This window comes from Aggregatibacter aphrophilus ATCC 33389 (genome assembly GCF_900636915.1).
Classification (GTDB): domain Bacteria; phylum Pseudomonadota; class Gammaproteobacteria; order Enterobacterales; family Pasteurellaceae; genus Aggregatibacter; species Aggregatibacter aphrophilus.
Genome location: NZ_LR134327.1, coordinates 1,143,714 through 1,158,116 on the forward strand (window position 1 = coordinate 1,143,714; position 14,403 = coordinate 1,158,116).

Below are 14,403 nucleotides of genomic sequence, written 5' to 3' on the forward strand. Positions count from 1 at the left end.
TAGAAATGACCGCACTTTAGTTAACTCACTGAAGTTTGTACTAAAAATACCAATCTAAGAATACAAAAAAGGTCTGAAAATTCAGACCTTTTTTATTTAATAAGCATCAATTAACGCATTGTGACGAATTCTTCCGAACCGGTCGGGTGGATGGCAACGGTGTTGTCGAAATCGGCTTTTGTCGCGCCCATTTTAATAGCAACAGCAAAACCTTGGATCATTTCGTCTACGCCAAAACCGATACCATGTAAGCCTACGATTTTTTCCTCTTTGCCAACACATACCAATTTCATGCGGCAAGCCTGACGATGTTGAGTAACCGCAGTGTACATGGAGGTAAAGGAAGATTTATACACTTTCACGTTTTCCGCGCCATATTGCGCAATGGCTTGCGGTTCGGTTAATCCGACGGTGCCGATTGGCGGGTGGCTGAATACCACGGATGGCACCAAACGATAATCCAAATGTTCGTTCGGTTTATTGTTAAACAGGCGTTCGGATAAACGACGTCCTGCTGCGACCGCCACCGGTGTGAGTTCAATACCGCCTTCAATAATATCGCCTACAGCGTAAATGCCCGGCACATTGGTGTTTTGGTATTTATCCACTTTAATGAAACCGCGCTCATTGGTTTCTACACCAACCGCTTGTAAATTAATTTTATCGGTAGCCGGCTCACGTCCAATAGCCCAAATCAGGCAATCTACCCTTTGCGCACGACCATCCTCTAAATTAAGCGTCACCGAGCCATCCGTATTTTTCACTACCTCTTTTGGAATTGCATGGGTGTGTAATGTAATGCCTTCTTGTTGCATGGATTCAATCAAAGTTTCTGCCATCATTGGATCAAAATTACGCAACGGCGCATGTTTACGCACAAATAAATGGGTTTCCACACCGAGGCTGTTCAAGACGCCGGCCAACTCGACGGCAATATAACCTGCGCCGACAACAGCTGCACGTTTTGGAAGTTCGGTTAAAGCAAAAACGCCGTTAGAATCAATACCGTATTTCGCGCCTTTGACCGCTGGAATACTTGGACGTCCACCTGTAGCAATCAAGATATGATCTGCCGTTACCTGTTCGGTGGTGCCATCAGCGAAAGTCACTTCAAGGGTATTTTTATTGACAAATTTGGCAAAACCACGAATCACATCTACGTTATTTTTTGCCAACACGTTATCGTATGAAGTATGAATGCGGGAAATATAGGCTTGTCGGCTTTCCACCAACTTAGCGAAATCAAATTCTTTCACATCCACATCAAAGCCATAATCCGGCGCATAATGATTGATAGCTTCAGCAATTTGCGCGCCATAAAACATCACTTTTTTCGGTACGCAGCCCACGTTGACACAGGTTCCACCTAAATGTTTTGCTTCAATAATGGCACATTTTTTGCCATAACTTGCGGCACGGTTAACGGAAGCGATACCGCCGCTGCCACCACCGATGGCAATATAGTCATAATGTTTTGTCATAGTCTGTCCTTAATCAACAAAATGCGGCTTATTCTCTAATAAACCGCGTTTTTCACGCAAACTGAATAAATAAATCGGTTTAATCGGTATTATCTCAATCAACGGAATTATTCCGGAGTAATCCAATTCACCGACCAACTGTCCGTACCTTGGGGGGCAAGTACGGTGGATAAATAAGGCAAAATGGATTTCATTTGTTTTTCCAACGTCCACGGCGGGTTAATCACAATCATGCCACTCGCTGTCATGCCACGTTGATCAGAATCAGGACGCACCGCCAGTTCAATTTGCAAAATCTTACGAATACCAGTGGCTTCCAAACCCTTAATCATTCGTTTAGTTTGTTGTCGTAGCACCACCGGATACCAAATGGCATAAACGCCCGTAGCAAATCGCTTATAGCCTTCTTCAATGGCCTTCACGACCAAATCATAGTCTTCTTTCAATTCATAAGGCGGATCAATCAGCACCAAGCCACGACGCTCTTTCGGTGGCAATGTGGCTTTGACTTGCTGAAAACCATCGCCAATTTTCACAGTGACATTCTCAAACGCTTTGAAATTATTGCGTAACAAAGGAAAATCGCTTGGATGCAATTCCATCATCAACGCTCGATCCTGTGGGCGCAACAAATTGGCGGCCAATAACGGTGAGCCTGCATAATAGCGCAATTCTTTCCCACCATAATTAAGCTTTCGAATCAGCTTAACATAACGGTCAACTTCTGTCGGCAAATCATCGCGCTGCCATAAACGCCCAATGCCTTCCGCATATTCGGCAGTCTTCTCCGCCTCTTGACTAAATAGGCGATAAAGCCCCGCACCGGCGTGCGTATCCAAATAATAAAAGCCTTTTTCTTTTTGTTGTAAACTTTCAATAATCAGCATTAACACGATATGTTTCAATACATCCGCATGGTTGCCGGCATGAAAACTATGACGATAACTTAGCATAAATCCTACTTATAACAGTCTTAAAAAAACGTTGGTAAAAAGCACCGCACTTTTAGCGGAAAAAGACTAAGCCCGACGCTTGCCGGGCCTAGTGGTAATGAATCGGACTAGAATAATTCTTCTGGTTGTCCGCCTGTTGAACCGTCCAATAACTCGCTTGGCACATAATAGCCGCGTTCTTCTACATAAGCACGGGTCGGTTCGGTGCCCTTGATAAAGTATTCCACCCGTCCACCGTTGGCCAATAGACCGGAACGCAAGTCAATATGTTTCTCAACGATATTCGTCGGGGTTGGTAATTCACGTTCAGGCATATCTTTTAAGATGGTTTTCATGTAGCTAATCCACGCTGGCATCGCACTTTTTGCACCGGCTTCGCCACGGCCTAAACTGAATTTATTATCATCGAAACCAATATAAACGGCAGTGGTTAAATTCGCGCCAAAACCGGCATACCACGCCACCTTGGAGTTATTGGTTGTACCGGTTTTACCACCGATATCTTTACGTTTGATCTCATTTGCCATACGCCAACTGGTTCCTTTCCAGCCAAGGCCTTGTTCACCATAAATGGCCGTGTTTAGTGCGCTGCGAATCAAGAACGCCAACTCACCACTAATCACGCGAGGCGCATATTGAGTTTCGGAAGAATTGGTTTTCGCGTCAGCCATAAGATTCAGATTATCTTCTTTTACAGCATCCACTCGCGGCTGTAATTCTGGAATATCCGGCACGCTCTCACCTTGGTCAGTTTCCTCACCATTGGTAGAATCATCGGTTTTGGCAAACTCATCAGCCGGCGTCAAATCGGTATTTTTAAAGCCGTCTAATTTTTCCGTTTCACCGTAAATTACCGGAACGTTATCACAACTCGGGCAAGCCAGTTTCGGGTTCGCCACAAAAATTTCTTTACCGGCATTATCTAAGATCTTATTGATAATATAAGGATCGATTAAATAACCGCCGTTATCAAACACCGCATAGCCACGCGCCATTTCAAGCGGTGTGAAAGAAGCAGCGCCAAGCGCCAAAGCCTCACTGGCGAAATATTGATCCCGTTTGAAGCCGAAACGTTGCAAGAAATCCGCCACGAAGTCTACTCCGGCCATTTGCATGGAACGAATCGCAATCATATTTTTTGATTGACCTAATCCCACGCGTAAACGTAACGGACCATCATAACGATCAGGTGAGTTTTTCGGGCGCCATTCTTTTTGCCCCGGTTTTTTCAATACAATCGGTGTATCTTGCAGTACGCTAGATAGGGTTAAGCCTTTTTCTAAGGCCGCTGCATAAATAAACGGTTTAATGGAAGAACCTACTTGTACCAAAGATTGGGTGGCTCGATTAAATTTACTTTGTTCAAAACTAAAACCACCGACAATCGCTTCAATAGCACCATTGTCACTGTTTAACGACACCAAAGCGGAGTTGGCTTGAGGAATCTGCCCTAAAACCCATTCATCTTTATCATTTTTACGAATCCAAATTTGGTCACCTACTTTTACCGGATTGGCTTGCCCCGTCCAGCGCATAGCGCTACTTGGCAATGTCATTTTTTCGCCGGAGGCTAATAATAACTCAGCACCACTTTTACTCACCGCTACAGCACCCGCCGGAATAAAAGGTTCGGAATTCGGTAATTTTTTCAAAAAACCAATAATAGTTTCATTATCCCAAGGGGTTTCATCTTTTTTCCATAATGGCGCACCACCACGATAACCATGGCGCATATCGTAAGCGATTAAATTGTCACGCACCGCTTTTTGCGCAGTTTCCTGATCTTTAGAAAGCACTGTGGTATATACTTTATAGCCTTTGGTATACGCATTTTCTTCACCAAAGCGTTTCACCATTTCCTGACGCACCATTTCTGTCACATAATCCGCACGAAAATCCATTTGTGCACCATGATAGCTGGCGACGATAGGCTCTTTAAGCGCCGCATCATATTCTTCTTTGGTAATGTGTTTCTGATCCAACATACGGGCTAATACGATATTACGACGCTCTAGCGCTCGTTTTGGTGAGAATAGCGGGTTCATCGTGGAAGGCGCTTTTGGCAAGCCGGCAATGACGGCTATCTCAGATAAGGTCAATTGGTTTAATTCTTTGCCAAAATAGGTTTTTGCCGCTGCGGCCACGCCGTAAGAACGGTAGCCAAGATAAATTTTATTTAAATACAACTCTAAAATTTCTTGTTTGTTTAACGCGTTTTCAATTTCAATCGCTAAAATGGCTTCTTTCGCCTTACGAATCAACGTTTTTTCCGGCGTTAAAAAGAAGTTACGCGCCAATTGTTGAGTAATAGTACTCGCCCCTTGGGACGCGCCACCTTTATTAATCGTGACCATCAATGCACGGATAATCCCAATCGGGTCGAGACCATGGTGTTCATAAAAACGGCTATCTTCCGTTGCCAACACGGCTTGAATCAATTTTTCAGGAATATTTTCCAGTTTCACCGGAATGCGACGTTGTTCTCCCACTTCGCCAATTAATTTGCCATCTGACGTATAAATTTGCATTGGCTGTTGCAATTCTACAGTTTTCAAACTCTCTACATCAGGCAAGTCAGATTTGAGTTGGATATACACTACCCCCACGGCAATGCAACCCAAAATGAATAAAGTTAATAGGGTACTTAATATTAATTTTGCGATCCGCATCGAAAATTTCTCACTTATTTTAAGGTAATTAAGGGAATTAAAAATAGAGTTAGTTCATAAGTATAAAGATTACTCAATCAAATCAAAAGCGAAAACTCGGAAATATTGTAAATTAGGATAAAAATTATGTTCATAAAACATACACCTTCTATTCAAATAGGCTTGTGGTATCACAACCAAAATGTGGATCTCGTGTGGTTCGACAAGCAAAACCAAGCACAATGTTTACATCTCGACGACATAGATCTGCTGGATTTACCCAGCGCCTTAAATCGTCACTCAAATTATTTACGCAGAAGTGCATCGTATAAATACATAACATCTATCATGCCACACCAAATTTGGCAGAAAACGTTAATTCTGCCGCATAATCTCACGCCGGCGGAATGTGAACAACAATGTCATTTCACCTTAACCAACGAACTACCGATTCCCATTAATGAAATTTGGTATGACTACGCTGCCACGCCGTTAAAACAAGGTTTTCGGCTAGAGATTTTTGCCATTAGACAACAAATCGCGAAAGATTATTTACATCAATTTGCGCCTTTACAAATTGACGTGTTGGACAACACCGCCAAGGCGATATTGCGTGCAACGGAATATGTGCTGGGCAAGCCGTTCCCGGCAAACGCCGTGCTGTTATATCAGGACGCACTAGGTGCATTGGCGGTGCAACATAAATTGCAACAAACCCAAACCCTGTTCCAAACGGACAAAAATTTGACCGCACTTTTAGCGCAATATTGCCAACGTTATGACGAACAGCCGGAACAGATTTTCTATTATCAAATGGTCCGAAATGATTCTGTGGTCCCAAAACATTGGCGCCCGGTGGAAACCCATTTGCCGTTAATTGCGCTCGGCAATGCCTTGTGGCAACAAGAAATACATAAAGAAGATGATGAACTTTTTCGTTCGTTTTCTTAGTGCGGACTTACGAATGAAAAAAGACATTAATTTACTGCCGTGGCGGGTTCAACAACGCCGCCGACAAACTCAGGCGTTATTCACAATACTTGCCGTAGGTGCAGTAATTTGCACCGGTGGGTGGTTAACGCTACACCATGTCGCCGAACAGTACGCAGAACAAGCGGAAAAATTGCAACTTGAACACCGTGCGTTGCAACGTGAGCTACAACTTACACAGCAACACATTCAGCAGGCAAGAGATCATCAAAACAGCGACAAGGAATCTCAGCCCATAGCTAAGGAAATCGTTTTTTCACTGTTAAATCAATTAGCTGAGTTACCACTCACACAAGGTGAATTATCTGCATTATCCCTCTCGGAACAGCATTTAACGCTTACCGGTCACAGCGTCAACCAAGAGGAATTTTCCCGGCTTAACCGCTTTCTCAGTGACCAAGCCTTGTTTCGAGAGGTGAAACTCACAGAATTTAAACCGCAACAACAAGAAATGCGGTTTCAGTTTGATCTCACATTGCAGGCACAGCCATGAAATTAATTGATAAAACCGCAGTAGCCAATGCGTTGAACCATTGGTACCAACTTTCGCCCCGACAGCAAATGGCGTTGCTATGCGCTCTAGGTGCATTGTTGCTTTATCTTCCCGCGCAACATTATTGGCAACAGCGCTCACAATTAGAACATCTGATGACACAACAGCAAACGCAGCAGGCAACGTTAAGTCATCAACAAAAAATCTTAGCGGCGCTGAAAGAAAAAGCGGCTAAGCAGTTACTCACGCCGCAATTGGCGGGCAAACTCCCCCCCATAAACCAACAAATACAACAACTTGCCCAACAATTACATATTGAACATAGCCAATGGGACTTTCGCCAAAAACCCTTGTTGGCACTGCACCTAGAAGGACATTTTAACGATTTACGCCAATTTTTGACCGCACTTTTAAACGCTAACGACGAACTGGAATTGGTGGAATGGCAAATTCAAAAACTCAGCGGACAAAACAACGGCAACACCATTTCCAGCGAACTTTTATTGCAATTAAATACCAAGGAAAACTAATGTTAAGACGAATTTTATGGTTACTGATGGGACTGATATTAAGTCATTCGGGCATCGCCAATGATCCCTTTGATAAAGCCCGCCGTCAGGCTATCCCCCAAACATCTGTGGAAAAACAAGACCGTGCGCCAAGCCAAACGTGTCACCCCACACATTCAACGATTTTTCCGCAAACCGCATTTGCACAAATTCAAGTCATCGGCGTGCTACAACACAAAACCGATTGGCAGCTCATGTTATTTTCCGAAAATCAAGTCAGCCTAGCCAAAGCGGGCGATATCATCTCATCAGAACACATTCAAATTGAAAACATCGGCAAACAACACATCGATTTTTTACGTTGGGACAATGATCCCCATTGCAAAGCGACCACCCCATTTCAGCTTAAATTTTAAGGAATCCTTATGAAATTACCTCTGCCCTACCGCGTAAAGTGCGGTCTGTTTTTCAGTTGTTTTTTGAGTTTTGCCATGAGCCTTTCCGTTCATGCAGAACAAAATCAGGTATTTTCCATTCGGCTGAAACAAGCGCCCTTGGTACCCACTTTGCAACAATTGGCGTTGGCGCAAAATGTCAATTTGATTATTGATGATGAATTGCAAGGCACGGTTTCGCTCCAACTGGAAAACGTCGATTTGGATCAGCTGTTTCGCTCCGTTGCTAAAATTAAGCAGTTGGATTTGTGGCAGGAAAATGGGATTTATTATTTAAGCAAACCCGATACTTCCGCTAAATTTGCCACCAAAATGGACGAACCCTTTATCCTTCCTGCCGTGATGACGGAAGAACCGACGCGACTCACCACCGCCACCATTAAATTGCATTTTGCCAAAGCCTCGGAAGTGATGAAATCGCTCACCGGCGGTAGCGGTTCGTTACTTTCCCCAAACGGTAGCCTCACTTTTGACGATCGCAGTAACTTGTTATTAATTCAAGACGAACCGAAATCCATCGCTAACCTGAAAAAACTGATTAAAGAATTAGATAAGCCCATTGAACAAATCGCCATTGAAGCCAGAATTGTCACCATGAACGGCGAAAGTCTAAAAGAATTAGGCGTACGCTGGGGCATTTTTAACCCCACCGAAAATGCGCATCGTATCGGCGGAAGTTTGGCGGGTAACGGCTTTGACAATATCACCAATCAATTAAACGTCAACTTCCCTACAGCCACCACCCCCGCCGGCTCCGTCGCACTACAGGTGGCGAAAATAAACGGACGACTTTTGGACTTAGAATTGACCGCACTTGAACGGGAAAACAATGTAGAAATTATTGCCAGCCCGCGATTGCTCACAACCAATAAAAAAGCCGCCAGCATCAAGCAAGGGACGGAATTGCCGTATATTTTGGTGAATGAAAAAAGCGGCTCACAAAGCGTGGAATTTCGTGAGGCTGTATTAGGCTTGGAAGTAACACCGCATATTTCACAAGATAAACAAATTCTGTTGGATTTAGTGGTCAGTCAAAATGCGCCCGGTAGCCGAGTAGCACATGGTTTGGGCGAAGTCGTCTCCATTGATAAACAGGAAATCAACACCCAAGTCTTTGCTAAAGACGGAGAAACCATCGTGTTAGGTGGCGTATTTCACGATACCATCACTAAAAACGTGGACAAAGTGCCCTTGTTGGGAGACATTCCGGGCGTAAAACACTTGTTTAGCAAAGAAAGCGAACGTCATCAAAAACGGGAATTGGTGATTTTTGTCACACCGCATATTTTACGTCAAGGAGAAACCTTAGAATCCTTTAAACAAAAGCAAGGCATAACACAGCAAACTAAAATGCTCCCCACACAAAACACGCATAAAAATCCAACAAAATCGTAGTTAATTTGGCATTTCCTATTAATAGGCGAAATAAATATCCTGTTTAGGTTGAAAAAGAGGGGCGTTTATTGAGATAATCTCGGCAATTTTGGGGTGATCTTTTCAACTCTATTCAAAAAAAACTCTCATGCGGCCACATTGTATTATTTGCGGTCGTTTCTTATTTTATAAAAGATCACATTCTTTCCGACCATATAAGTTTAAGACGATAACAATGGCAGAAAAACGTAATATTTTTTTGGTGGGACCAATGGGTGCAGGAAAAAGCACTATAGGTCGCCAGTTAGCACAATTATTAAGCATGGATTTCGTTGATACCGACGCCGAAATTGAAGAACGCGCCGGCGCAGATATCGGCTGGATTTTCGATGTTGAAGGTGAAGCCGGTTTCCGGAAAAGAGAAGAACGCATCATCAACGAATTAACCCTGCGTCAAGGCATCGTTCTGTCCACCGGCGGTGGCGCGATTTTATCTAAGGAAAGCCGCAATCACCTCTCCGCACGTGGCATTGTCGTGTATTTGGAAACCACGGTAGAAAAACAATATCAACGCACTCAACGGGACAAAAAACGCCCATTATTGCAAGATGTTGAAGACCCGCGCCAGGTGTTGGAAGACTTGGCGAAAGTCCGCAATCCGCTCTATGAAGAAGTAGCCGACATTACTCTCCCGACAGATGAACAAAGCGCTAAAGTGATGGCAACTCAAATCATCGATCTTATTGATAACTACAACGGTTAAATAACGTAAAAGGCCTATCAAATGCTGTGTGTAAATGTTGAATTGAAAGAACGTCGCTACCCGATTTATATCGGTGCCGGTTTATTAACAAACACCGATTGTTATCCGCTAAAACAAGGCAATAAGGTAATGATCGTCAGCAATCCTACCGTTGCACACTACTATTTAACCACCGTCACCGAAACATTAGAAAAAATCGGTTGTATCGTTGAACATGTTCTCTTACCCGATGGCGAGCAATACAAAACTCTCGACTCTTTAAACCTCATTTTCACCGCACTTTTAAAAGCGAATCACGGCCGCGATACCACTATTGTCGCCCTAGGCGGCGGCGTAATCGGAGACGTGGCCGGATTTGCGGCGGCAAGCTATCAACGCGGTGTGCGCTTCATTCAAATCCCGACTACCTTATTGGCACAAGTGGATTCCTCCGTCGGTGGCAAAACTGCCGTAAACCATGAACTCGGCAAAAATATGATCGGTGCGTTTTATCAACCAACGGCCGTCATCGTGGATACGCTAACCCTAAACACATTGCCGAAACGGGAAGTCAATGCCGGGTTGGCGGAAGTGATTAAATACGGCGCAATCTTAGATTTACCGTTCTTTGACTGGCTGGAACAACACATTGATGAACTGGTAGCTTTAGACCAAACAGCCTTAAAACAATGTATTGCCCGTTGTTGCCAACTAAAAGCCGATATTGTCGCCCGAGATGAAACGGAAAAAGGCGATCGCGCCTTACTAAATCTTGGCCACACTTTCGGCCATGCCATTGAAACCCACCTAGGTTATGGAAACTGGTTACACGGTGAAGCGGTGGCGGCAGGTTGCATGATGGCCGCAGTGTTATCGGAAAAATTAGGTGATTTAACGTCGGCTGATGTGGCACGTTTAGAAAAGCTCTTAGCGCGCGCCAATTTACCTACCGTTTCACCGGATGGCATGACCGCACAGGATTATTTACCGCTTATGATGCGTGATAAAAAAGTATTGAACGGCAAACTTCGTTTCGTCTTACTAAAAGCCCTTGGACAGGCCTACGTTGCCACCGAAATAGACCAAGATCTTGTGGTTGACGCCATTCATTGTTGTTCCCAATTTGACTAATCAACATGCCTGAACCCGCTAAACCCGTTGTAAAAACTAAAAGCCGCCCTTTCCTAAAATGGGCGGGGGGAAAATTTCGGCTCACCGATGAGATCAACCGATTATTTCCCAAAAGAAAACAATGCTTGGTAGAACCTTTTGTGGGAGCCGGAGCGGTATTTCTCAACAGCAATTTCAAACGTTATATTCTGGCGGATATCAACCCCGATTTAATCAATTTGTTTAACATCGTAAAACAAGACGTTGATGCCTATATTTTGGCAGCCAAGCCGATTTTTTTTCACCCTGAAGCCAACACGGAAAACTACTACTACGCCAAACGGGATGAATTTAATCAAAGCACGAATATTTTCCAACGTTCCGTCTTGTTTCTGTATTTAAACCGTTTCGGCTTTAACGGCTTATGTCGCTACAACTCTAAAAACGAATTTAACGTGCCTTTCGGTGATTACAAAACCCATTATTTTCCGGAAGAAGAATTACGTTTCTTTGCCGCTAAAGCGCAAAGTGCGGTCTTTATTTGCGCCGATTTTCAACAAACCTTTCAAATGGCGGATGAAAATTCCGTCATCTACTGCGACCCACCCTACGCCCCACTCTCACAAGACAGCAACTTTACCAATTATTCCGGCAAGCTATTTTCCATCAATCACCAACAGGAACTTGCCACGCTTGCCAAACACACCACGGAACAGCGCAACATTCAAGTGCTGATCTCCAACCACGACACCCCTTTCACCCGCGAAATCTACCAAGGTGCCAAAATCCGTCGCCTAAAAGTACAACGCTCTATCAGCCAATCGCCGCATAAGCGAATTAAGGTGAGAGAATTAATTGCGTTGTTTAAAACAAAAAAATAATCCGAAAATCGACCGCACTTTTACGTTAAAAATACACTGGTCTTATTTAACTACTCTCCCAGATAGTGCGCGCTTCCTAACGCGTGCTTGTATCTGGCTAAAAAATAAACAAACTGAAGTTATTCATAAAAATAGTGACAATCTAAATTAAACGAAATTGATGTTTTAGGGTTAGGAAAGGCGCGCCATCAGGATTTCTCACTTTTTGCTTAATTTACAGTTTATTATCTTCATGTTTATGAGTAATATAACCGCCAATCGAATACAACCCTTAAACTCATTACTATCTAATAGGAAATTAAATAATGAAAAAATTATTAACTACTGTCCTTTCCGCTGTTGCTATTACGGCGCCCTTGGTTGCTTCTGCGGACTCTACGCCTAAGGCTGAACAAAGTGCGGTTCAAGCGCAAAAAGCAAAAGGTATTTGGATTGATGTACGTTCTGCCGAAGAATTTAACGATGGCCATTTACAAGATTCAATCAATATTCCGCACGACCAAATTGTTGAACGAATCAAAGCGGTTAGCCCAGACAAAGATGCTCCGATCAACCTTTATTGCCGTAGCGGTCGCCGTGCAGAAGTTGCTCTGACCGAGCTGAAAAAAGCGGGCTACACTAATGTCACCAACCATGGCGGTTATGAAGACTTGCTCAAAAAAGGGTTGAAATAAACATTACCTAATCTAAAAACTCTAGACTTTTGTAAAATCCCCTAAATCTCCAATCGGAATATTTAGGGGATTTTTCATATATACTTTCTTTCAATAAACCGCTACATACCGGGTAAACACAATATTTTCATAGCGATGCGGAAGACTATAATCCCCAAAACTGTACACCATAGCCATGAAAAAGTCAGATAGCCTTTTATATCAAATTCCTAGGCCTTTTGAACAATAAAGTGCGGTCAGATTCGAAAGCATTTTTGAATCACTGTGATTTTGACTTTTTATCCCACTAAAAGTGAAGTCATACTCAATGAACCTGCAATCAAATTATCATTGAAAAATTCCACCTTTTCATCATGCTCGCGCAGTGCCATCACATACAAGAGCGGCAAATAATGATCAGGCGTTGGTACAGAAAGTGCCGCATTTTCGCCAAATTGCTCATAATGCACCAATTCATCGTCATTTTGCGTGGTCATTGCGTGATTAATTTGATCACGGAATGCATACGCCCAATCATAGCCCGCACCGATTTGATCTATATGTTCCCAGCTTATCGCTCTTAAATTATGCACAATGTTGCCGCTGCCGATAATTAACACGCCTTGTTCGCGTAAAGTAGATAACTTTTTCACTAAATTGAAATGCCACTCTGCCGGTTGTAAACGGTTAAGACTAAGTTGCACCACAGGGATATCGGCATCAGGATACAGAAACTTCAACACTGCCCATGCACCATGATCAAAACCACGCATCGGATTCAGTTCGACATTTTCCGGCTGTAATAATGACCGCACTTGTTCCGCCAACTCAGGCGAACCGGGTGCCGGATATTGCACTTGGCTGAGTTCTTCAGGAAATCCGTAGAAATCGTAAATCATTTCTGGATATTCGCCCGATGTCACCTGCAAACGGCTGCTGTACCAATGCGCCGAAATCATCAAAATCGCTTTTGGCTTGGCAAATTTTTGTGTAATCAGGCTAAGATTTTGGTTGAAAGGATTTTCCTTATCCAACACATTCATCGGGCTACCATGCCCAACAAACAATACAGGCATTTTTTTCATCATTTTCTCCTCAATATCTAATGAGGCGGATTGTACGGATAAATTATTCAGCAATAAATCTCACTTCATGAACAACATATTTTCCAAATAGGAAACAATGAAATAGTCTTTGGATTTACTACAAAATTAAAAAAGAGGTCGTCTGAAAGTAAGTTTCAGACGACCTCCGATGGCGCAAGCGTCCACGCTTATGCCAATTTTCCTAAGGATTAATCAATGATCAAACACCTTACAAAACCCTCTTACGTTGGAAATATCGTAGTATCCGGTGATTGCGTACTTGCGTCCTAAAATGCCCTATTTTCTTATTACAATAAAAAAGTGCGGTCAAAACTTACGATATTTAAGTTGGAAAAACACATAGAAAATGACCGCACTTTTGCGCTAAAAATACACCGACGTTATACCACAAAAAACAAAGGGTCTGACATAACATCAGACCCTTTTTGATTTTACTCTGTTTCCAAGCCAAATATGACGAACAGCTGTTTTTTTATGTTGCAAGGCAAGGGGGTTGAGCGAACGAAACATTATTGGTTCAAAGGTGGTTTCAAGGTTTTCTAGAGACATCACACCATCATATCCATTTTATCAATTTATTTACGGCAAACCGTGCAAAACTCCGCCAACAAGGTAAACAGGTGAGCGGCCATTTTCTCGCCAAATTTTGCAAAGGTTTTATCCTCAAACAACTGTGTCACTAGCCAAACAGGTTTGGCTTTCTCTTTACCCTCGGCGGTTAAATGCATAATTTTTTTCCCATTCACCCACCGCACTTTCGCTAAACTCAATCCAGCCTTTTCCCTTACATTCCTTACCAAGGTTAAACAACGGCTGTTTAGGCAACAACAATTCATTACAAATCTACTTCAAGCGTATGCGCACCGACATTCGTAAAGTCAAAGCCTTGAAAGATGAGACTCTTGGGGTTCCATTTATCTTGTCTTATGATTTTTGCTCATTCCACTGATGATGGATTTGTTGATTGAAAAGCAAGTGCCTGTAGCGCTGGGTAATTTGTTGGACGAG

General features: G+C 43.1%; 14 protein-coding genes. 9 read left to right on the top strand and 5 right to left on the bottom strand.

Annotation, left to right across the window (positions count from 1 at the left end; all coding sequences use genetic code 11):
• Positions 1–110: 110 nt before the first annotated feature.
• The 3 genes from gorA to EL144_RS05555 all read right to left on the bottom strand — a co-directional run bounded on the left by gorA (position 111) and on the right by EL144_RS05555 (position 5,103).
• Entirely contained in the window at positions 111–1,481 is a 1,371-nt protein-coding gene (gene gorA, locus EL144_RS05545; protein WP_005704492.1) for a glutathione-disulfide reductase, read from the bottom strand.
• Positions 1,482–1,588: 107 nt separating this feature from the next.
• The gene (locus EL144_RS05550; RefSeq protein ID WP_005704490.1) at positions 1,589–2,434 is read right to left on the bottom strand and encodes a 23S rRNA (adenine(2030)-N(6))-methyltransferase RlmJ; all 846 of its coding nucleotides are present in this window, start codon (positions 2,432–2,434) and stop codon (positions 1,589–1,591) included.
• A gap of 107 nt (positions 2,435–2,541) precedes the next feature.
• A complete protein-coding gene (locus EL144_RS05555; protein ID WP_050332893.1) occupies positions 2,542–5,103 on the bottom strand; it encodes a penicillin-binding protein 1A in 2,562 nt (853 codons plus the stop codon).
• A 126-nt stretch (positions 5,104–5,229) separates the two neighbouring features.
• On the opposite strand from EL144_RS05555, the gene EL144_RS05560 reads away from it, so the two are divergent.
• The 9 genes from EL144_RS05560 (at position 5,230) to EL144_RS05600 (ending at position 12,310) form a co-directional block, all read left to right on the top strand.
• The gene (locus EL144_RS05560; protein WP_005701812.1) at positions 5,230–6,033 is read left to right on the top strand and encodes a type IV pilus biogenesis protein PilM; all 804 of its coding nucleotides are present in this window, start codon (positions 5,230–5,232) and stop codon (positions 6,031–6,033) included.
• A gap of 13 nt (positions 6,034–6,046) precedes the next feature.
• Positions 6,047–6,565, top strand: coding sequence for a PilN domain-containing protein (locus EL144_RS05565; RefSeq protein ID WP_032995314.1), 519 nt, complete (start codon positions 6,047–6,049; stop codon positions 6,563–6,565).
• A complete protein-coding gene (locus tag EL144_RS05570) occupies positions 6,562–7,095 on the top strand; it encodes a competence protein (RefSeq protein WP_005704484.1) in 534 nt (177 codons plus the stop codon). The genes EL144_RS05565 and EL144_RS05570 overlap by 4 nt, the downstream gene beginning before the upstream one ends.
• Complete coding sequence (locus EL144_RS05575) at positions 7,095–7,490, top strand: hypothetical protein (RefSeq protein WP_032995307.1); 396 nt, start codon at positions 7,095–7,097, stop codon at positions 7,488–7,490. The genes EL144_RS05570 and EL144_RS05575 overlap by 1 nt, the downstream gene beginning before the upstream one ends.
• Positions 7,491–7,499: 9 nt before the next feature.
• Positions 7,500–8,924: a type IV pilus secretin PilQ gene (locus EL144_RS05580; protein WP_032995306.1), complete on the top strand. Its 1,425-nt coding sequence runs from the start codon at positions 7,500–7,502 to the stop codon at positions 8,922–8,924.
• Positions 8,925–9,138: 214 nt separating this feature from the next.
• Positions 9,139–9,666 (top strand): shikimate kinase AroK, encoded by a 528-nt coding sequence (gene aroK / locus EL144_RS05585; protein WP_005704481.1) that lies wholly within the window; start codon positions 9,139–9,141, stop codon positions 9,664–9,666.
• 21 nt (positions 9,667–9,687) lie between these two features.
• Complete coding sequence (gene aroB, locus EL144_RS05590; RefSeq protein WP_005704480.1) at positions 9,688–10,776, top strand: 3-dehydroquinate synthase; 1,089 nt, start codon at positions 9,688–9,690, stop codon at positions 10,774–10,776.
• A gap of 5 nt (positions 10,777–10,781) precedes the next feature.
• On the top strand, positions 10,782–11,636 hold the full coding sequence (locus EL144_RS05595) for a Dam family site-specific DNA-(adenine-N6)-methyltransferase (protein WP_050332891.1): 855 nt from the start codon (positions 10,782–10,784) through the stop codon (positions 11,634–11,636).
• Positions 11,637–11,941: 305 nt separating this feature from the next.
• Complete coding sequence (locus EL144_RS05600; RefSeq protein WP_005704478.1) at positions 11,942–12,310, top strand: rhodanese-like domain-containing protein; 369 nt, start codon at positions 11,942–11,944, stop codon at positions 12,308–12,310.
• 278 nt (positions 12,311–12,588) lie between these two features.
• Here the strand turns inward: EL144_RS05600 and ygiD are convergent, their stop codons facing one another.
• Positions 12,589–13,374, bottom strand: a complete 786-nt coding sequence (gene ygiD / locus EL144_RS05605; RefSeq protein WP_032995305.1) for a 4,5-DOPA-extradiol-dioxygenase — start codon at positions 13,372–13,374, stop codon at positions 12,589–12,591.
• A gap of 596 nt (positions 13,375–13,970) precedes the next feature.
• A complete protein-coding gene (locus EL144_RS05610; RefSeq protein ID WP_005704475.1) occupies positions 13,971–14,123 on the bottom strand; it encodes a hypothetical protein in 153 nt (50 codons plus the stop codon).
• Between the last annotated feature and the right edge of the window lie 280 nt (positions 14,124–14,403).